Source organism: Nonomuraea spiralis (assembly GCF_014648435.1).
In the GTDB taxonomy this organism is placed as follows: domain Bacteria; phylum Actinomycetota; class Actinomycetes; order Streptosporangiales; family Streptosporangiaceae; genus Nonomuraea; species Nonomuraea spiralis.
The window spans coordinates 352,539-371,107 of sequence record NZ_BMRC01000009.1; the positions used below are offsets into that span (position 1 = coordinate 352,539).

Sequence of the window (18,569 nt, forward strand, 5' to 3'; positions counted from 1 at the left end):
GTGTCCCGTTCCGGTTCCGAGGGGGGAGGTGATCCCCCCGACACCCGGCGGGCGTACCCGCCGGGCCGCTGTGCGCGCACGGGCGCCCGCCCGTGCGAAAGGGCCGGAACCGGCGGGACGATCAGGGCTCCGGAATCCCGGACGCCCTCCGCACCGATCGTCCCGCCGGCCCCGTGAGGCCGCCGTGGGGGGCGGTGAGCCGTGGTGGCTGCGCTCCACCCGGATCACCGCGCCGTCACTCTCCCACCGCGGCGAGCACGCGTGCGACCTTGGTCGCGGCACCGGCCGGGTCGTCGGCCGTGTGCATGGGTTCGCCCCAGGACCAGCAGTACCACCAGTCGGGCAGCTCGGACGCGGCCGCCGGCCGGCAGGTGACGTTCTCGGACAGGCTCGTCGCCTTCGGGTTGATGACGCGTACGAACTGCCGGCCGCTCTGGGTCTGGACCACTCGTGCGAGCAGACCGCGAGCGCCGAGCTCGGATACGAGGCGCTGTAGATGTCCGATCTTGTCGTCCGCCACCTTCTCGTCCTCCCTGGGAATCGTTGCTGGTGGGCCAAACATGGCCCAAGTCAGCAGCGCGCGCAATCCGCTCCGTCGATCACGGGGAGTGGCTATTTCCTCATGGGTTGTAAGAATCAGTCCCTCGGAGGACGATCCTTAACCGTAGGCTTGATGAGCACGTTTCCAAACGGTCCTCACTGCTTCATAGTCATCTCTAGGCGAAGAGCTACCTGAGGGCTACGCTGAGTCACCAGTCGCGACCCGTCAGACATCGGGAGAGGGGCCGGGATGTCCGGCAGACAGCACAGGGAAACGGAGATCGCCCGGCGGATCAGGGCCAAAGGCCTTGCCACCGGGCGTACGTCCGCCCAGATAGCTGAAGAGATCCACGAGGCGTGTTCACCGCAGTTCAGCACGACCCGCATCAAGGCGCATCGCCTCTCCTACGGCATCGCGCTCGCGGACGTGATCGAACAGGTGCGGGCACTCTTCGAACGGGACGCGAAGGCGCCGCCGGGCATCGGCGAGACCCTGCTGTCGGCGTACGAGAGCGGGCTCAAGCGTCCGGGGCCCGAGTACCTGCACTACCTGTGCACGGTCTACCGGGTCGAGCCCGTCGAGCTCGGCTTCGACGGGCCCTGCATCTGCGGCCACGGCCACCGCAATTCCGGTGTGCTCGGCGAGCCCGCCCTTCGCAAGGGCTCGGCGTCGATCCACCGCGATCTGGTCATCCATCCGATGGTCGCCGAGGCCGACGCCCAGGAGGACGAGAACATCCTGCGGCGCACGTTGTTAAATCTGCTCAACAACACCGACGCCTCGCACCGCCAGGAGTTCGACGGGCCGGTGGTGGGGGCGTGCGAGGGCATCCGGCGGCGGATGGACGAGACGCTGGTGTCGGCCACCGTCTCGGGCGGGATGCTCGACCAGTGGGAGGAGGCGACGCTCGCCTTCGGCCGCCAGTACACGACGACGCCCCCTCTGCGCCTGTTGTGCGACGTCCTGCTGGAGCTGAGCGCGGTCCGTACGGCGTTGTCCCGCCGCCAGCCGATCGACCTCCAGGACCGGCTGTGCCGCATGGCCGCGCAGCTGTCCGGCCTGAGCGGCATGGTGATGATCAACCTCGGTGACCACCGGCTGGCCCGGTCCTTCTTCCGCACCGGCCGCATCGCCGCCGACGAGACCGGCGACCGCGCGCTGCGGGCGTGGATCACGGCCAGGGAGTCGCTCGTCCCCCTCTACTACGGCGACGCCCGCGAGGCGCTCAACCTCGCCAAGAAGAGCCGCGACCTGGCGGGTGCCACGCCGTGCGTGGCCCAGGCCATGGCGCCGGTCGTCGAGGCGCGGGCGCTGGCGATGCTCTCCGGCACCGACAGCAAGAAGGAGGTCGTCGACCAGGCCAAGCGCGCGCTGGCCCGGGCCAGGAACGCCTTCTCCGCCATGCGCAGCGATGAGCAGGAGGACATGGCCTTCGGCTACACCGAGAAGCAGCTCTACTTCTACCAGGGCGACGTGCTCACCAAGCTGGGCCAGACCCTGGAGGCCGAGGTGGTGCTCGACCAGGCGCTCGGCAAGTACGAGGACCACGTACTCGACCAGACCCTGATCAGGCTCGACCAGGCCCAGTGCCGCCTGCTGGAAGGTGACATCGCTGAAGCCCTCACCATCGGCACGAACGCCTTGCGCATGTTGGGGGATGAATACCTTACGGACCTCATCATCCGCCCGGCGCTCGCCCTGGAGCAGGCGATCATGAAAAAGGTCGACAAACATCCCATGTTGCCGGACTACAGCGCCCAGCTGCGGCGCCGGAGGACGGCCCAGAAGGAAGGGAGCGGTGGATGACGTTGAAGATCCGGCGGTACCGCTGGTCCGATCTCGACACCATCCTCGCGCTACACCGGATCTGCCTCGCCGAGGTGGGCCTGTCGCCCGGCGACGGCGTCTACTACGACGACGACTTCCCCCGTATCCAGGAGATCTACCTGGCCTGCGGCGGTGACTTCCTCGTGGGCGAGAGCGCCTCGCGGGTGGTCGCCATGGGCGGGCTGAAGCCCGTCGACCGCGACACGGTGGAGGTCTGCAGGCTGAGGGTGCATCCGGAGTTCCAGCGGCGCGGCTTCGGCGCCGCCATGCTCTCGGCCCTCGAAGAGCGTGCGCTGGAGCTCGGCTTCAACAGCCTGAGAGGCGACACCACGCTCAACCAGGGCGCCGCCCTCGCCCTGTACGCCCGCCAGGGCTGGCGTGAGCTGTCACGCAGCCAGGTGGGCGATCTCGTCGTCGTGTACGGCGAGAAACGGCTGGAGCCCGCGCCGGCTCTGGAGTTCTAGATCCACGAAGTACCGGGTCCGGCTGGTCGCCGGTCCGAGGCCGTGCCCCACCCCCTCCTGGGGCTCTTGGCTTGTTCGCCCTTTCGGCCCCCGGCCGGCTCCCGCGCCCCTTACGCTCAGGCGTGGCCACACCGCCTCGGCGCTCGCTGTGAGTGACGGCCTTCCATGCGCGTTCGCACCGTACGCGATCGTGTCCGTACGCGGTGCGAATGGGGAGATCCTCTGCTGTACTAGGCAGTAACCGCTGTAGAGAGCCCATTTCGCCGCCGCTGGTATGGATGTTCGAACCCGCGAATGAGGCTCTTACCACTGAGTGGAACAGGAACCTCACCAGCTTCGCCGCGTGCTCTGGCGGATGCTCTTAGTAGTGGCATGCTCTCCTCCATGGCAGTCGTGCCCGCTCCCCGACCCCTCCTGGGAGCCGTGCTTCTGTTGTTCGTCAGCGCCGCTTGGGGGTCGGCGTTTCCGCTGATGAAGGATCTCATCCTCCGGTTACCCGTAGAGGATCTGCTCGCCGAGCGCTATCTCATCGCGGCGGTCACGTTGCTGCTCATCCGGCCCGGTTGCCTACGGAGGCTGTCGCGCCGGACGTGGATCAACGGGGTCGTGCTGGGGCTGCTGTTCGGCGTGGGGCAGACCGCCCAGGCGCTGGCGCTGCACAGCCTGCCCTCGGCGGTGTCGGGGTTCGCCGTCGGGTGCAGCGTGCTCATCACGCCCGTCATGGCCCTGGTGATGTTCAGGAGCCGGGCGCCCCGGCGGGTGTGGGCGGGCGTGGTGCTGGCCATGGCGGGGATGACCGTGTTCACGCTGCTGCGCGGGATCGAGGACCACGAGGTCTCGCTGCTCGCGCTCGGCGTCACGCTCTCGGCCGCGGCGCTCTACTCGGGCCACACGCTCATGCTCGCCCAGCTCTCCGGAACGGGCGAGCGGTTCCCCGCGTACGCGCTGACCGTGATCCAGCTCTTCACGATCGGGATGCTCACCGGGGTGTTCGCGCTGCGCGGCGGGATCACGCTGCCGTCCAGCCTGCCCGACTGGGTGATCCTGGCGCACCTGGCCGTGGTGTCGTGCGCCCTGGGGTTCCTGGCCCGCTCGTACGGGCAGAAGCACGTACCGGCCGTGCCGAGCGCGATCATGATGTCCTCGCAGCCCATCTGGGTGGCCGCCATCGCGGTGATCTGGTTCAACGAGCAGGTGGGCTGGAGCATGGTGACGGGCGGCGGCCTGATGGCGGTGGCGATGCTGCTGGCCCTGCCGGAGCGGGGCGCCGCCAAGGGAACACCGGACCGGTCGGGCAGGCGCGACCTGCTGGCGGTCTCCCGGCGCGCGGCCCTCGTCCTGGCCGACCTGCGGATCAAACGTGAGGACCGGCTGCGGTTCGAGGCCGGGCCCGCGCCGTTCATCGCCAAGAGCGCGTGCCGGGACGTCGAGGCGTGCCCGTGGAACGCCCACGCGCTGAAGGGCGGCGGGGAGCCGAGCCTGGAGCGGCTGATCGGGCGGGCGACCGCGATCGTACGGGCCAAGAAGTTGCCGGGGCCCGGCTGTTGTCAGTCCGTCACGTTGGTCGGGCGGTGTCTGTGCGCATTGATGGAGGAATCCGAACAGACGCGGGTCGCGGCGGTGGAGCACTGGTTTCGGTCTCAACAGGCTGAGTGACGCGGCCAAATGTCAGGTGCTTCTTATTCGCTATACCGCCATGTAATTCACCATAAATCTTGATATTCGGTTGGGTGTCCGAATAATGGTGAATCTAACCCAATGGAGGGGGCGCGTCATGAAGCGCATCGTCGTTCGCAAGCCTGGCACCGCGCGGCTCACAGGGACCTCCAGCGTCATCCACAAGGGGTGACAGAGGCGAGGGCCCACCTCGCGGTCCGGGGCGGGCCACCTGTCCGATGGGGGGCCGTGCGGCTGCTGATGCCGGTCATAGACGCGCATCGCCGGCCGCGCGGCCCCTACTCCATGGGGGCCGCCCTGCTGCGGCACCTGGTGCCGGCCGCACCGCCCGAGCTGGTCGCGGCGCACGACATCGAGATCCGGGCGGCCGCGCCCGACCTGGCCGGGCGGGTGCCCGCCCGGCGGGTGACCCTCGACGCCGCGCTGCCCGACGAGGAACGCATCCTGGTGCCGGCGCCCCGCCGTACGCTGAGGCTGGCCAACGGGATCGCCGAGTTCGTCCGCGACGCCGTACGGCCCGGCGCGGCGCTCGCGGTGTGCAACGGCGCGCACGCCGACCCCACCGACACCGAGCTGCTGGACGTCATGACGCGGCGCGTCCCGCCCGGCACGCTCACGATCATGATCTACGCGGACGGCCCCGAGCCGCCCGCCGACGAGCGCACCCCCGACGACCTGTGGCCCCTGGTGGACCGATGCATGCGCGAGGGTTTCCTGCCCGCCGCCGTCGAGCTGGGGCAGCTCGGCCTGGCCCGGACCGAGCCCGGTGAGGCCCTGTGGTGGCCCTTCGCCCAGCGCACCGCCACCGCGCTCGGCGGGCTCGGCCGCGTCCGGGAGGCGCGGGCGCTGTGGCACCGGGTACGCGCGGCCAGCCAGGACCCGGTCGTGCACGCCGCCGCCGCGTACGGGACGGCCATGCTCGACGCCCGCCACCCCGACCCGGCCCGCCGTGACCTGGGCCGGGCCCGGCGCTGGATCAACGAGGCCATCGCCATCTCCGGCCTGCTGCCCGACCCCCTGGAACGGGCCTTCAAACTCGGCTTCGACCGAAACGGCCTGGCCCTGATCGAGCTGCGGCACGGACGCCTGGAAGCGGCGTTGTCACTGGTCGAGTCGGCCGTCGAGCTGGCCGGCGAGCTGGGCGAGCGGCACCCGCTGCACCGGATGGTGCTGCTGACCAACCGGGCCCAGCTCCTCGCCGCGCTCGGCCGCGCCAAGGAGGCCCTGGAGGACTACGCCGCCGCCGTCGCCATCGACCCGGCCTTCCCCGACACCTACCTCGAACGCGGGAACCTGCTGTTCGGGCTGGGCCGGACCGAGGAGGCGCTGGCCGACTACGAACGGGCCATGCGAGCCGGGCCGCCGCTGCCCGAGGCGTACTACAACCGGGCGGAGCTGCGTACGGTGCGGGGGGACGTCGAGGGGGCGCTCGCGGACCTGGGCACGGTGATCGAGCTGGACCCCTCCTGCCTGGACGCCTACATCAACCGCGCCGGGCTGCTGGCGGCGTCCGAACGGGACGAGGAGGCCAGGGCCGACGTGACGGCCGGGCTCGCCCGCGCGCCGGGCAACCCGCACCTGCTCACCGTGCTCGGCCAGCTGGAGACGGCGGCGGGCCGCTTCGAGGAGGCCGGGGCGGCACTCGACCTGGCTGTGGAGCACGCCCCCGAGCTGGCCGCCGCCTGGGGCAACCGGGGAGTGCTGCGCCACGCCACGGGCGACGTGGAAGGCGCGGTCGCGGACCTGACCCGCGCCATCGAGCTGGACCGGCAACCCGACCTGTACGCCAACCGCGCCGTCGCCCTGCGCGCCCTCGGCAGGATTGCAGAAGCCGAGGCGGACGACCGCCGCGCGGCCCGTTCGTCCTGATGGTGGCACGATTGATGCATGACGGGGCGTATGGGGCGAGCCGCAGCGGTGTGCGGGGCACTGGGGTTGTTGTGGTGGGCCACCGTCCGGCTGGTGTGGGCGGGCGTCGGCTGCTCGGACTGGGACTGCCTGGCCCCGGCCCTCGGCACCCTCCTGGCGATCAGCCTGGTCATGCTCGCCGGGACGGCGTTCGCCCTGGAACGTGTGGACGTGCGGCCCGGGTGGCGGGCGGCGCCGGCGACCGCCTGGGCGGCGGTGGCGTTCTGGGCCGCCGGGAAGACGTTGCCGTCGTGGCCGTCCACCGCCGCGCACGCCGTGGGCGCGGCGGCGGTCTTCGCCGCATCGGGGGCCGTCGCGGCGTTCGTGACCGGGCCGGGGCCCTCGCTGTGGTGGAAGGTGCCGACGGCGCTGGCCCTGACCGGCGTGCCGGTCGGCGTGCTCGCCGCGGCCTGGTTCGGGATCGGCGGCTGAGGGCGGTCAGGCGGGGAACACCTGGACGTGGTCGGCGGCGACCCGCAGGCGTACCTCGTCCCCGGGGGACAGGCCCGCGGCGGCCCTGGACGGCACGTCGGCGAAGATCACCGAAGGGCCGGCCTGGGCGTACACGCGGGTGGTCGCGCCCAGGAACACCGTTACGTCGACGACCGCCCGCGCGCCCGGCCCGTCCTTGGCGAGTTCGACGTCCTCGGGGCGGAACATGCACAGGACGCGCGGCGCGGGCGCCTCGACGTCGAACGCGCCGCCCGCGGTGACGCGGCCCGCCACGGCGTCGAGTTCGAGGGTGTTGCGGTTGCCGACGAAGCCGGCGGCGAAGCGGGTCGAGGGCGCGGTGTAGATCTCGGCGGGCGGGCCGCACTGCTCGATGTCGCCGGCGTTCATCACGGCCACCCGGTCGGAAATGGCGAGGGCCTCGGCCTGATCATGGGTGACGAAGACGGTGGTGATGCCGACCTGGTGCTGGATGCGGCGCACCTCGTCGCGCAGGCGGTGGCGTACCTGGGCGTCCAGGGCGGACAGCGGCTCGTCCAGCAGCAGCACCTCGGGGCGGGGGGAGAGCGCGCGGGCGAGGGCGACGCGCTGCTGCTGGCCGCCGGAGAGCTGGTTAGGCAGGCGGTCGCCGAGGTGTTCCAGGCCGACGAGGTCCAGCATCTCGGCCACCCGGGCCCTGACCTCCTCCTTCGGCCGTTTCCTGACGGTCAGGGGGAAGGCGACGTTCCCGCGTACGGTGAGGTTGGGGAACAGCGCGTACGACTGGAAGACCATGCCGATGGGCCGCTTGCGCACCGGCACGCCGGCCATGTCGGCGCCGCCGATCGTCAGCCGCCCGCCGTCGAACCCGGTCAGGCCCGCGATGCAGCGCAGCAGCGTGGTCTTGCCGCAGCCCGACGGGCCGAGCAGGGCCAGCAGCTCACCCTGCTCGACGCTGACGCTCACGCCGTTCAGCGCGGTGTGGCCGGCGTAGCGCTTGGTGATGCGGTCGAGTACGACGTGGCTCATGGAGTGGTGCCCTTCTGGACCGGAGCGGTGGCCATGGACGCGCTCACCCGGCCGCGGCCGAGCCAGACGACCAGCGCGGACAGCGCGAACAGCAGGCCGAAGGTGAAGATGGTGACGACGGCCAGCGCGTTGGGGTCGCCCAGCGTCCTGGAGACGAACTGCCGGGCCGACCAGAGCGGCAGCGTCTCGTAGCTGACGCCGGTGAGGATCTTGGCGAGCGCGAACTCGTTCATGGCGGTCGCGATCACGAGCAGCGCGCCGGAGACCACCCCGCCGCGGATCGCCGGGAAGATCACCCGGACCAGCGTGGCGGCGGGCCCGGCGCCGCACGTGGCGGCGGCCTCGCTGAGCCGGACGGCCCCCGCCGCCAGCAGCGAGCTCTCCACCGCCCGGTACATGAACGGGAACGCGACCGCCGCGGTCGCGGCGGCCAGCAGCCAGAACGTGCCGAACAGCTCGGGCGCGACCGACTTGGTGACGAGCTGGAGGCCCGCGCCGACGACCACCCACGGGATGGCGAACGGGATCACCGAGATCGTCTGGACGATCGACCCGATGCGCGGGTTGTGCACGACCGACCAGTACGCCGCAGGCACGACCAGCACGATCTCGATCACCACGACGACCGCCGAGAGCACGAGCGAGCGGCCGAGCGCGGCCATGACGTCCGGCTTGGCGAACACGCCGGTCCAGTGGGCCAGGGTGTAGCCGTCGGGCAGGGGCGTGTCGGTCCATCGGGTGGCCAGGGAGTACAGCAGGGCGGCCAGCAGCGGCAGCCCGAAGTAGACGGCGAGCAGGCCGAGGAAGACACGACGTCTCACAGCCACCTCGCCGCGCGCCTGAGCGAGAGCCGGTAGAGCGCGGTCGCCCCGACGGCCAGGATCATCAGCAGCACCGACAACACGGCGGCGCGGCCGAGGCCGAACACCGAGGTCTCCAGCGTGGTGCCGATCTGCAGGGTGATGAGCTTGGTCGCGCTGGGGGAGGAGCCGATGGCGTACGCGACGGCGTAGACGCCGATCGTCCAGGTGAAGACCAGGAGCCAGCCCGCGAGCACGAACGGCGCGAGCACCGGCAGGCCGACGTACCGCCAGAACTGCCACCTGGTGGCGTGGCAGACCGCGGCGGCCTCCTGCCAGTCGTCCTTGAGCACGCTCAGCGCGGGCAGCGTGAGCAGCACGAACATCGGGATGTTGAAGTACAGGTAGACGATGTTCATGCCGTTGAAGGAGCCGAGCGAGGGGAACGGGTTGTCCTCGATCCCGAACAGGCCCTTGAGCACGAGCGTCAGCATGCCGGTCGAGCCGATCAGCGCGACGAACCCGAAGGCCAGGCCGATGCCGGCGAAGTTGGAGGCCACGTTCATCAGCGACAACCAGAAGGCCCGGCCGCCGAGGCGCATCCGGGTGATCAGCCACGCCGCGGGGGCGCCGAGCGCGGTGGCCAGCGTGGCCTGGGTGAGGCCGAGCGCGAGCGAGCCGCCGATGGCCTGGCGGTCCACCGGGTTCCCGGCCACCTTGACGATGTGGTCGAAGCCGTAGCCGCCGCCGGGCAGGGCGAAGGTGTCGTGCAGCAGCCGCAGCGCCGGCAGCACCAGCGTGGCCAGCGTGAACAGCAGCAGCGGCAGGGCCGGTCCCCAGGCGGCCAGGAGCTTCGCCGGCGGCCTGCGGCGGCGCGCCGCGGACGGCGGAGAGACCGCTCTCTCCACCGTCACGGGCTGGGGTACTGAGGAAGTCACGCGAGGACCTTGGCCTCCCAGTCGGCGACGATCTGCTCGGGATTGACCTTCGTGATCTCGATCTCCTTGACCGGCGCGTACGACTCCTCGGGCAGCCAGTTGGCCTTGGCCTCGGCCGGGAGCTGGAGGTCGCCGTTGAGCGCGCGGATCGGCCGGGCGCCGAACTTGGCGAACAGGGTCTGGGCCTCGTCGGAGAGCACGTAGTCGAGCAGGCCCTTGAGGAAGTCGCCCTTGGCGGTGTTGTACTTGTTGATCATCATTCCGGACGGCGACCAGACCGAGCCGTCGGAGGGGATGATCACGTCCACGTTGACGTTCTTGGCCTTCAGGGCGGACTTCTGGGCCAGGCCGTTGAAGTCGTAGTTGATCTGGATGGGGGCCTCGCCCTTCTCCAGGGTCTCCTCGCTCATCTTGACGTCGCTGAGGTTGCCGGCGTCCTTGAGCTTCTTGAAGTAGGCGTAGGCGGGGGTCAGGTCGTCCACCGAGCCGCCGCCCGCGACCGCGGCGGCCACGACCATGGCCTGGCCGGTGCCGGAGGAGGCCGGGTTCTTGATGGCGATCTGGCCCTTGTACTCGGGCTTGAGCAGGTCCTGCCAGCTCTTGGGCGGGTTGGTCACCTTGTCGGTGTTGACCACGAACGCGGGCGCGCCCACGAACGTGGCGACCCACCCGCCCTTGCCCTTCTGCCAGTCCTTGAGCTTGCCCGCCGACGGCGGCAGGTACGCCGGGACCACGCCCTTGGCCTCGGCCACCGGCCCCCACATGAGGCCGATGTCGCTGGCCGTGCCGATCGGGTTGTCCTTCTCGGCGTCGAACTTGACGATCTCCTCCGAGGAGGACATGTCGGTGTCCTTGTGGGCGCAGGTGCCCTGGTACTTGGCGCAGAACGTCTTGACGACCTCGCCGTAATTGGCCCAGTCGGGAGCCAGGCCGTAGGTCGGCAGTTCCTTGCCCTGGGCGGCGATCTTGGCGGTGTCCGGGGCGGCGGACCAGTCGTATTCACCGGCGCCGGCCGAACTGCCGCACGCGGTGAGGGCGAAAAGGGATGAGGCGGCAATTACCGCCCATGTGCGATGCTTCATATGGACCCTCGGTTAATTCCGGGTGAATTCGACAAGTGCCGTGAGCAGGTCTTTTCCCCGGCATGTCTAGTGCAGAGGAACGGTTCGGCCAACGTGTGATTTGCCTATCGCCGCCATAGGCAGACTCATATAACGGCTGTCTATCGGGGGCATCGGTCTTATCCCCCTTGTCCGGAACATCCCGGCCCGTGAGGCTTTGCCGTACTAGAAGTTGACCGGAAAGGAACCCGATGGCGACGATCCCGAGTCGCTACCTGCTCAACCACATCGGCGGCGAATGGCGTGCCCCCGAGAGCGGGCAGACCCGGCCGAACATCAACCCCGGCGACCTCTCCGACCACATCGGGGACTTCGCCGAGTCCGGTGGCGCGGACGTCGAGCTGGCCGTGGAGGCCGCCGCCGCCGCGATGCCGGAGTGGAAGGGACTCGGGCCGATCAAGCGCGCCGAGTACCTGCGCGCCGCCGAACGCCTGATCGAGGAGCGGGCCGAGGACTTCGCCCAGGCGATCACCCGCGAGCAGGGCAAGCTCATCAAGGAGGCACGCGGCGAGGTCAAGCGCGCCCTCGCCATCCTCGACTTCACGGCGGGCGAGGGACGCAGGCTCAAGGGCGAGACGCTGCCCGCCGAGGAGCCGCGCACGTTCTCCTACACCTTCCGGGCGCCCATCGGCGTGGTCGGGCTGGTGACGCCGTGGAACTTCCCGCTGGCCATCCCCATGTGGAAGGTCGCCCCGGCGCTGCTGGCCGGATGCGGGGCGGTGCTCAAGCCGTCGCCGTTCACGCCGCTGACCTCCGCGCTGCTGGTGGAGGCGTTCGTGGACGCGGGCGTGCCCGCCGGGGTGCTCAACCTCGTACAGGGCGACGTCGCGGCGGGTCAGGCGCTCGTGGCGCACCCGCGCGTGGCCGGGATCAGCTTCACCGGCTCGCTGCCCGTGGGCCTGTCCATCCACCAGGCCGGAGCGCCGCGCCTGCTGCGCACCCAGCTCGAACTCGGCGGCAAGAACGCGGTCCTGGTGCTCGCGGACGCGGACCTGGACAAGGCGGTCAAGGCCACCGTGTTCGGCGCGTTCGGGCAGTCGGGGCAGCGGTGCAGCGCCACCTCCAGGGTGATCGTGGACCGCGCGGTCAAGGAGGAGTTCCTGGCCAAGCTGGTCGCCGAGGTGGCCGGGCTCAAGGTGGGACCGGGGCTGTCCGGCGAGGCCACGATCGGCCCGGTCGTGAACGAGACCCGCATGCGCGCCTGCCTGGACGCGGTCAAGGCGGCGCAGGAGGCGGGCGCCAAGGTCGCCATCGGCGGCGAACGGCACACCGAGGGCGTGCCCGATGGCTGCTACGTGCAGCCGACCGTGCTGCGCGACGTGCCCTGGGACAGCGAGATCGCCCAGGAGGAGATCTTCGGCCCGGTGTTGTCCGTGGTGGACTGCGACGGCTTCGACGACGCCATGCGCATCTCCAACTCCGTCCGGTACGGCATGAGCGGCACGATCTTCACCCAGGACCCGGCGACCATCTTCGAGGCCCTGGACCGTTTCGAGGCGGGCATGCTGCACGTCAACCGGCCGGGTGTCGGCGCGTACGCGCACCTGCCGCACATGGGCGCCAAGTTGTCGCAGTTCGGCCCGCCCGAGTGCTCGCCGCAGGTCTGGGACTTCTACACCGAATGGCGGTCGGCGTGCATAAGTTACTGACGGCGGCAGAGGCCGTCGCCCGGTACGTCCCCGCCGGGGCCGTCGTCGGGATGGGCGGCCAGAACATCAACCGCTGCCCGATGGCGCTGGTGCACGAGGTGATCAGGCAGGGGATCGGCGGGCTGACCGTGGTCGGCTGCAACCTGTCGCTGCCGCTCGACATGCTGGTCGCGGCGGGCCTGGTGGTCCGTACCGAGCAGGGCACGGGCAACCTGGAGCGCTACGGCACGCTGTTCGCCTGGCGCCGGGCCGTGGAGCGCGGCGAGGTCGGCGTCGGAGACCACTCGCACCTGGCGATGGCCACCCGCTTCGCGGCGGGTGCCATCGGGGTGCCCTTCCTGCCGACGCGCAGTCTGCTGGGCACCGACCTGCTCGCCGATCTGGTGGCGGCCGGGGTGGCGGTGGAGTCGGCCGATCCCTGGACGGGGCAGCCGGTGGTGCTGCTGCGGGCGATGACGCCGGACGTGGCGATCATCCACGCGAACCGCGCCGACCTTTCCGGAAATGTCGTGATCGAGGGGGTTACCTCCCATGAGGTGGACATGGTCAGGGCCGCGCGGGCCACGATCGTGTCGGCCGAGGAGGTGCTGCCCGCCGGGGCGTTCGCCGACCGGCCCGAGCAGGTCACGATCCCGGAGGCGTACGTGAGCGCCGTCGTCCGCCAGCCCTTCGGCGCCTTCCCGACCTCCGTCTACCGCGAGTACGACTTCGCCGAGCCGGAGATCAAGGAGTACCAGGCGCTGGGCCGGGCCGGGGACGCCGAGCTGCGCGAGTGGATCGCCGCCAACCTGGGCGCGTCCTTCGACGACCACCTCAAGGCCCGCGACCCCGCCGGGACGCTGCGGAACGGGCTGGCCGAGCAGATGGGGAGGCTGGTTTGAGCGCGCCGGGGGAGCAGGGCGCCCTGCCCAGGGAACTGCTGGTGGTCGAGGGCGCGCGGCAGATCCGCGACGGCGACCTGGTGATCGTCGGCACCGGGCTGCCGCTGCTGGCCGCCACGCTCGCCCAGCGCACCCACGCGCCGGAGGCCAAGCTCGTCATCGAGTCGGGGGTGATGTTCCCGAAGGTCGTGCCGACGCCGGTCTCGGTCGTCGATCCCCGGTTGATGCACGGCGCCGCGCGGCACGGGTCGCTGTTCGAGGCGCTGGGCGGGCTGGTGCAGCGCGGGCTGGTCCGTACGGGGTTCCTCGGCGGGGCCCAGGTGGACGAGTACGCCAACATCAACTCCACCTGGGTGCCGAGGCCGGACGGCTCGCGGGTGCGGCTGCCCGGCAGCGGCGGGGCCAACGACATCGCCAGCCACTGCCGGCAGGTGGTGATCCTGACCGACCACGAACGGCGGCGGTTCCCCGCCCGGTGCGACTACGTCACCAGCCCGGGATTCCTGGGCGGGCCGGGCGAGCGGGCCAAGGCCGGGCTCGGGCCGCTGCGCGTCAAGGTCGTCACCGACCTGTGCGTGATGGAGGCCGAGGATTCGGCGCTGACCGTGACGGCCCTCATGCCGGGCGCGAGCGTTGCGGACGTACTGGAAAACACAGGTTTTACCCCGAAATTTCGGGACTCGTTGGAAATTGTGGTGCTGCCGGATCCCGAGGAGCTTCGCCTGCTGCGCGAGGAGATCGACCCGGCGTGCGTGTACTTCCCTGAAAGGAAAGGCCGTTGACCGACAAGAAGCCGTTCGCCTGGGAGACGGCGATCGCCTGGAAGAACAAGGACCGGATCGTCGTACGCGGGTACGACGTCAACGAGCTGACCGGCAACATCTCCTTCGCCGAGCACTTCCACCTGGTGTTGCGCGGCGAGCTGCCGACGCCGGAAGTGGGCCGGATGACCGAGGCGATCCTGGTGAACATGGCCGAGCACGCCATGTCGCCCTCCTCGGCCACCGTCCGCTTCGCCACCTCCGGCGGCGCCGAGCTGAACGCGGCCGTCGCGGCGGGCGTCGCCGGCATCGGCCGCCTGCACGGCACCGCAGACCGGCCGGCCGAGATGTTCCTCGCGGTCGGCGAGCGGGCCGAGCGCGACGGGCTGAGCGACCGGGAGGCCGCCGCCAAGGTCGTGGCCGAGATGCGCGAACGCCGCGAGCGTATGCCCGGATTCCACCACGCCCAGCACATCCGCGACCCGCGTACCGCCCGCCTGCTGGAGCTCTCGGACGAACTGGGCGTCACCGGCCGGTACGTCGGGATCGCCCGTGCCATGGAGGACGCCACCGAGGACGTCTTCGGCCGCCGGATCTGGATCAACGGCCCCGGCTCGATGGGCTGCGTCGGGCTTGACATGGGCTACGAGCCGCTGCAGCTCAAGGCCATGTTCATCGTGTGCAGGTCGTTGTCGTTGTGCGCGCACTCGATCGAGGAGGCGACCAGGGAGAAGGGCTGGCGGGCCTCCACGAACTCCGACATGGTCCAGCCGCTGGACCTGTCGATGCAGGGCCCGGACCACTACGACGGCCCGGCCGACCGCAGCCTGACCTGACCGCCGCGGGCACCTCCGTGCCGGCCCTTGACACCCGTGTTCCCCGGGATTCAAGGTGGTGTTCCGTATACGGAACGAGCATGGAGGTGCAGTCATGCGGCCCAACTCGCGGTTCGCGCAGGTGCAGCCGTTCGACATCGACAAGGTGGCGTCCGCCGCCGGGGCCGACCCCGACGTCCTGCGCCTGGAGAACCTGGACACCGACGTCCCGCCCCCGCCGGTCGCCGTGGCCGCGACCAGGCGGTCCCTGGAGGAGGGGACGGGCAACAGCTGGCTGCCGTTCACCGGCCTGCCCGTGTTGTGCGAGGCGATCGCCGCCGAGCTGCGGGCGCGTACCGGGATCGACTACGACCCGCTGCGGCAGATCTGCGTCACCTCCGGCGGCACGTCGGCGGTGATGCCCGTGTTGCTGGCCACGACCGAGCCGGGCGAGCCCGTGGTGCTCACCGACCCCACGTACGCCGGTCTGCTCCAGCGGGTGCGGTTGTCGGGCGCGCGCCCGCACCTGGTGCCGCTGCGGGTGGAGGGCGGGCTCTGGCGGCTGGACCGCGAGGCGCTGGGCCAGGTGCCCGCGGCGGCGGCGCTGCTGCTGATGAGCCCGTCGATGCCATCTGGCGTGGTGCTCGACCGGGAGGACTGGGAGGCGGTCGCGCGGGTCTGCGAGCGTACGGGCGCGTACCTGATCTACGACGCCGCCATGGAGCGCATCGTCTTCGACGGCCACCCGCGGATCAGCCCGTGCCAGGTGGACGGCCTGGCCGAGCGCACGATCATCATCGGGTCGATGTCGAAGGAGTACCGGATGATCGGCTGGCGGATCGGCTGGGTCGCCGGCCCGGCCGACATCATGTCCCGGATCATGGTCGCCACCATCTACAACACCACCGTGGCCAGCGGCTACCACCAGTACGGCGCCGCCGCCGCGCTCACCGACCCGGCCGGAGCGGGGGTGGCGGAGGCGGCGGCCGAGTACCAGGCCCGCCACGACACCGTGCTCGCCCAGCTCGACGGGCTGCCGGTGGTACGGGCGGGCGGCGGCTGGTCCGTCCTGGTGGACGCCGAGGCCATGGGCCTGACCGCCGCCGACCTGTCGGCCCGCCTGCTGGAGCGCGGGCGGATCGCCGCCACCCCCATGACGGCCTGGGGCGAGGACGTCGCCCCCCGGTACGTCCGCCTCGTCTACAGCGCCGAGCCGGTCGAGCGCCTGTCGGACCTGCGGGCCCGCTTCACGGCGGCGCTCGGCTGACCCGGGCTCAGCGGGCCAGGCGGTCGCGCAGGAAACCCTCGAACGTGCGCAGGCCGGGGTGCCGGGCGCGGAGCGCGGCGACGTCGGCTCGGTAGCCGCTCTCCAGGAACCACTCGTACATGCGTTCGCCGCCGGTCGGGGTCTGCTCGAACCGGGTGGGGACGCCGGTGACGCGCTGGTAGATCTCGGCGAGCTCCGGGCCGGTGCGTTCGTCGCCCGCGAGCTCCAGCGCCCGGCCCGCGTACTCGTCGGGATGCTCGAACGCCTCCGCCGCGAAGTGGGCGATGTCCTCGGGCGCGACGAGCTGCATGTGCCGGAACGGCAGCGCGATGACCCGCTCGTCCCCGGCGGGCTCGGCGTAGTACAGCAGGTTCGTCATGAAGAACACCGGTCGCAGGACGGTGGCCCGCAGGCCCAGCTCCGCGAGGTGCCGCTCGACCGCCCACTTGCTCGCGAAGTGCTCGATGCCGGTGTCGCGCTCGGCACCGCCGACCGAGCTGTAGACCAGGTGGGCCAGGCCCAGCCCGGCGGCCAGGTCGGCGACCGCGACACCCTGGCGCACCTCGCGGGCCAGCTCCTCCTCGGTCAGGGCGAGGGCCTGCACGCTGAACACGCCGTGCACGCCCGTCATGGCGGCCCGCAGCGAGGCGGGGTCGTCCAGGTCGCCCTTCGCCAGCGTGGCGCCGAGCGCGGACAGGGCGCGGGCGGCGGCCGAGGCCGGGTCCCTGACCAGGGCGCGGACCGTCCAGCCGCGTTCCAGCAGCGTCCTGGCCACCGCGCCGCCCTGGTTGCCGGTGGCGCCGGTGACCAGGATCGTCCTGGCCCGGGCGGGCAGCAACAACGACTTCCCGAGGACCGTACGCGCCTCCACGGCGGCGTGCGCGTCGGCCGCCGACTCCAGGGGGAGCACGTTGCCGACCGTGGGACGCAGGCGGCCGGCGGAGGCCAGCTCCAGGGCCTCGCGGGCCAGCTCGCGCGGGTCGGCCGAGGGCCAGGCGACGGCGGTCACGCGGGGATCGGGGGTGGTCATCGGGCCGCCGGCCATGCCATACACGCTGAGCCGCCCGCCGTCCTTCAGCAGGGCCTGCGCCTGGGCGCCGACCTCGCCGCCCACACCGTCGAAGACGACGTCGAGGCCGCCGGTCGCGGCGCGTACCTCGTCGGCCCAGCCCGGGGCGGTGTAGTCGACCGTCAGCTCGGCTCCGAGGCGTACGGCGAGGTCGCGTTTGGCGGCGCTGCTCGCCGCGCCGACCACGCGCGCCCCCGCGACGCGGGCGAGCTGCACCAGCAGGCTGCCCACCCCGCCTCCGGCGGCCTCCACCAGCACCCATTCGCCGGGCCGCGGCGCGGCGGCGCGGGCCAGCCCCACGGCGGTGCGCCCGTCGGCCAGCAGCGCCACGGCGTCCCGCGCCGACAGTCCCGGCGGCACCGGGATCAGGTCCTCGGCGGCGGCCACCGCCAGCTCGGCGTAGCCGCCCCCGCCGCCGAGCGTGGTGACCACCCGGGTGCCCACCAGCGCCGCGTCCACGCCCTCGCCCACCGCCAGGACGGTGCCCGCCACCCCGTTGCCCAGGATCGCGGGCAGCTCGGCCCGGCGCGGCCCCCGATCGGCGCGCACCTGCGTCTCCACGAACGTGATGCCCGCGACCGCCACCTCGACCAGCACCTGTCCCGGCCCCGCGACGGGATCGGGCACCTCCTCCACGACCAGTGACTCGGGACCACCGAACCGCCGCAGAACCACCGCGCGCATGACAAGCCTCCTTAGTCGGAGCGCTACGCTCCGACTGAGCACGGTATATCGGAGCGCAGCGCTCCGCAATATCCTGTACGGCATGGCAGGACGCGGCAGGCAGGCCGAGGCGGCGCGGAACGATCTGCGCCTGCTCCAGGCGGCCCACGAGGTGTTCACGACGCAGGGGTTCGACGCGCCGGTGTCGGCCATCGCCAAGCAGGCGGGCGTGGGCATGGGCAGCCTCTACCGCCGCTACCGCACGAAGGAGGAACTGCTCCAGCGGTTGTGCCTGATCGCCATGGAACGCGTGGTCGACGCCCTGGAGTCGGCCCTGGCCGAGCCCGACCCGTGGACCGGGCTGGAGGCGTACGTACGGGCCTGCGTGGAGGGCCGCTCCGGCGCGCTTGCCCCGGTGGCGGGCACGATCGAGGTCACCGACGAGATGTGGCACACCTCCCGGCGGGCCACCGAGCTGGCCGACCGGCTCGTCGCGAGAGCCCGCGAGGCCGGCGCGCTCAGACCCGACGTCACCACGCTCGACGTCTCGCTGCTCATCGAGCAGTTCAGCAGGCCGGCCCCCGGCCCGCCCAGCGAGGAGCACCAGCGGGTCAAACAGCGCCTGCTGGCCATCACGCTCGACGGCCTGCGCGCCCCCGGCACGACCCCGCTGCCCGGCACGCCACCGAGCGCGGAGTGGTACGAAGGACGCTGGGGGAGCGCCCCGTAG

At 71.5% G+C, this 18,569-nt stretch carries 17 protein-coding genes; 11 read left to right on the plus strand and 6 right to left on the minus strand.

Features of this window, described 5'->3' with window-relative positions; genetic code table 11:
* Window positions 1-235: 235 nt before the first annotated feature.
* The gene (locus IEZ27_RS24445) at window positions 236-448 is read right to left on the minus strand and encodes a hypothetical protein (protein ID WP_229824284.1); all 213 of its coding nucleotides are present in this window, start codon (window positions 446-448) and stop codon (window positions 236-238) included.
* A gap of 342 nt (window positions 449-790) precedes the next feature.
* On the opposite strand from IEZ27_RS24445, the gene IEZ27_RS24450 reads away from it, so the two are divergent.
* From IEZ27_RS24450 to IEZ27_RS24470, 5 genes are all read left to right on the plus strand, one after another.
* Window positions 791-2,347, plus strand: coding sequence for a helix-turn-helix transcriptional regulator (locus tag IEZ27_RS24450; RefSeq protein WP_189649369.1), 1,557 nt, complete (start codon window positions 791-793; stop codon window positions 2,345-2,347).
* Entirely contained in the window at window positions 2,344-2,832 is a 489-nt protein-coding gene (locus IEZ27_RS24455) for a GNAT family N-acetyltransferase (RefSeq protein WP_125636382.1), read from the plus strand. Before IEZ27_RS24450 ends, IEZ27_RS24455 begins: the two co-directional genes overlap by 4 nt.
* Window positions 2,833-3,216: 384 nt before the next feature.
* Window positions 3,217-4,488 carry a DMT family transporter gene (locus IEZ27_RS24460; protein ID WP_268246080.1) on the plus strand — a complete coding sequence of 424 codons (1,272 nt, stop codon included), beginning with the start codon at window positions 3,217-3,219 and terminating at the stop codon, window positions 4,486-4,488.
* Between the two features lie 249 nt (window positions 4,489-4,737).
* A complete protein-coding gene (locus IEZ27_RS24465; protein WP_229824286.1) occupies window positions 4,738-6,378 on the plus strand; it encodes a tetratricopeptide repeat protein in 1,641 nt (546 codons plus the stop codon).
* Between the two features lie 18 nt (window positions 6,379-6,396).
* Window positions 6,397-6,849: a hypothetical protein gene (locus tag IEZ27_RS24470; protein WP_189649372.1), complete on the plus strand. Its 453-nt coding sequence runs from the start codon at window positions 6,397-6,399 to the stop codon at window positions 6,847-6,849.
* Window positions 6,850-6,855: 6 nt separating this feature from the next.
* On the opposite strand, the gene IEZ27_RS24475 is transcribed toward IEZ27_RS24470, so the two are convergent.
* Genes IEZ27_RS24475 through IEZ27_RS24490 form a run of 4 tightly spaced genes read right to left on the minus strand, consistent with a single transcriptional unit; the run spans window position 6,856 to window position 10,695 of the window.
* Window positions 6,856-7,875 (minus strand): ABC transporter ATP-binding protein, encoded by a 1,020-nt coding sequence (locus tag IEZ27_RS24475; protein ID WP_189649373.1) that lies wholly within the window; start codon window positions 7,873-7,875, stop codon window positions 6,856-6,858.
* Window positions 7,872-8,696, minus strand: coding sequence for an ABC transporter permease (locus IEZ27_RS24480; RefSeq protein ID WP_189649374.1), 825 nt, complete (start codon window positions 8,694-8,696; stop codon window positions 7,872-7,874). The genes IEZ27_RS24475 and IEZ27_RS24480 overlap by 4 nt, the downstream gene beginning before the upstream one ends.
* Window positions 8,693-9,613, minus strand: coding sequence for an ABC transporter permease (locus tag IEZ27_RS24485; RefSeq protein ID WP_189649375.1), 921 nt, complete (start codon window positions 9,611-9,613; stop codon window positions 8,693-8,695). The genes IEZ27_RS24480 and IEZ27_RS24485 overlap by 4 nt, the downstream gene beginning before the upstream one ends.
* A complete protein-coding gene (locus IEZ27_RS24490) occupies window positions 9,610-10,695 on the minus strand; it encodes an ABC transporter substrate-binding protein (RefSeq protein ID WP_189649376.1) in 1,086 nt (361 codons plus the stop codon). Before IEZ27_RS24490 ends, IEZ27_RS24485 begins: the two co-directional genes overlap by 4 nt.
* A gap of 230 nt (window positions 10,696-10,925) precedes the next feature.
* Between IEZ27_RS24490 and IEZ27_RS24495 the strand changes: the two genes are divergently transcribed.
* The 5 genes from IEZ27_RS24495 to IEZ27_RS24515 all read left to right on the plus strand — a co-directional run bounded on the left by IEZ27_RS24495 (window position 10,926) and on the right by IEZ27_RS24515 (window position 16,107).
* Window positions 10,926-12,383, plus strand: coding sequence for an aldehyde dehydrogenase family protein (locus tag IEZ27_RS24495; RefSeq protein ID WP_189649377.1), 1,458 nt, complete (start codon window positions 10,926-10,928; stop codon window positions 12,381-12,383).
* Window positions 12,368-13,264: a CoA transferase subunit A gene (locus IEZ27_RS24500; protein ID WP_229824287.1), complete on the plus strand. Its 897-nt coding sequence runs from the start codon at window positions 12,368-12,370 to the stop codon at window positions 13,262-13,264. The genes IEZ27_RS24495 and IEZ27_RS24500 overlap by 16 nt, the downstream gene beginning before the upstream one ends.
* On the plus strand, window positions 13,261-14,046 hold the full coding sequence (locus IEZ27_RS24505) for a CoA-transferase subunit beta (RefSeq protein WP_125636391.1): 786 nt from the start codon (window positions 13,261-13,263) through the stop codon (window positions 14,044-14,046). Before IEZ27_RS24500 ends, IEZ27_RS24505 begins: the two co-directional genes overlap by 4 nt.
* Entirely contained in the window at window positions 14,043-14,861 is an 819-nt protein-coding gene (locus IEZ27_RS24510; RefSeq protein WP_125636392.1) for a citrate/2-methylcitrate synthase, read from the plus strand. The genes IEZ27_RS24505 and IEZ27_RS24510 overlap by 4 nt, the downstream gene beginning before the upstream one ends.
* Window positions 14,862-14,955: 94 nt before the next feature.
* Window positions 14,956-16,107 (plus strand): pyridoxal phosphate-dependent aminotransferase, encoded by a 1,152-nt coding sequence (locus IEZ27_RS24515; RefSeq protein ID WP_189649379.1) that lies wholly within the window; start codon window positions 14,956-14,958, stop codon window positions 16,105-16,107.
* Window positions 16,108-16,114: 7 nt separating this feature from the next.
* Here IEZ27_RS24515 and IEZ27_RS55290 read toward each other — a convergent pair whose 3' ends face one another.
* Window positions 16,115-17,860 carry an NmrA family NAD(P)-binding protein gene (locus tag IEZ27_RS55290; RefSeq protein WP_189649380.1) on the minus strand — a complete coding sequence of 582 codons (1,746 nt, stop codon included), beginning with the start codon at window positions 17,858-17,860 and terminating at the stop codon, window positions 16,115-16,117.
* A gap of 82 nt (window positions 17,861-17,942) precedes the next feature.
* Between IEZ27_RS55290 and IEZ27_RS24525 the strand changes: the two genes are divergently transcribed.
* A complete protein-coding gene (locus IEZ27_RS24525) occupies window positions 17,943-18,569 on the plus strand; it encodes a TetR/AcrR family transcriptional regulator (RefSeq protein WP_229824288.1) in 627 nt (208 codons plus the stop codon).

What these genes read in the sequence shown, in the direction of transcription:
- IEZ27_RS24450 (WP_189649369.1), top strand. Translation starts at nt 791, where the DNA reads ATGTCCGGCAGACAGCACAGGGAAACGGAGATCGCCCGGCGGATCAGG.
- IEZ27_RS24455 (WP_125636382.1), top strand. Translation starts at nt 2,344, where the DNA reads ATGACGTTGAAGATCCGGCGGTACCGCTGGTCCGATCTCGACACCATC.
- IEZ27_RS24460 (WP_268246080.1), top strand. Translation starts at nt 3,217, where the DNA reads ATGGCAGTCGTGCCCGCTCCCCGACCCCTCCTGGGAGCCGTGCTTCTG.
- IEZ27_RS24470 (WP_189649372.1), top strand. Translation starts at nt 6,397, where the DNA reads ATGACGGGGCGTATGGGGCGAGCCGCAGCGGTGTGCGGGGCACTGGGG.
- IEZ27_RS24475 (WP_189649373.1), bottom strand. Translation starts at nt 7,875, where the DNA reads ATGAGCCACGTCGTACTCGACCGCATCACCAAGCGCTACGCCGGCCAC.
- IEZ27_RS24490 (WP_189649376.1), bottom strand. Translation starts at nt 10,695, where the DNA reads ATGAAGCATCGCACATGGGCGGTAATTGCCGCCTCATCCCTTTTCGCC.
- IEZ27_RS24495 (WP_189649377.1), top strand. Translation starts at nt 10,926, where the DNA reads ATGGCGACGATCCCGAGTCGCTACCTGCTCAACCACATCGGCGGCGAA.
- IEZ27_RS24515 (WP_189649379.1), top strand. Translation starts at nt 14,956, where the DNA reads ATGCGGCCCAACTCGCGGTTCGCGCAGGTGCAGCCGTTCGACATCGAC.
- IEZ27_RS55290 (WP_189649380.1), bottom strand. Translation starts at nt 17,860, where the DNA reads ATGCGCGCGGTGGTTCTGCGGCGGTTCGGTGGTCCCGAGTCACTGGTC.
- IEZ27_RS24525 (WP_229824288.1), top strand. Translation starts at nt 17,943, where the DNA reads ATGGCAGGACGCGGCAGGCAGGCCGAGGCGGCGCGGAACGATCTGCGC.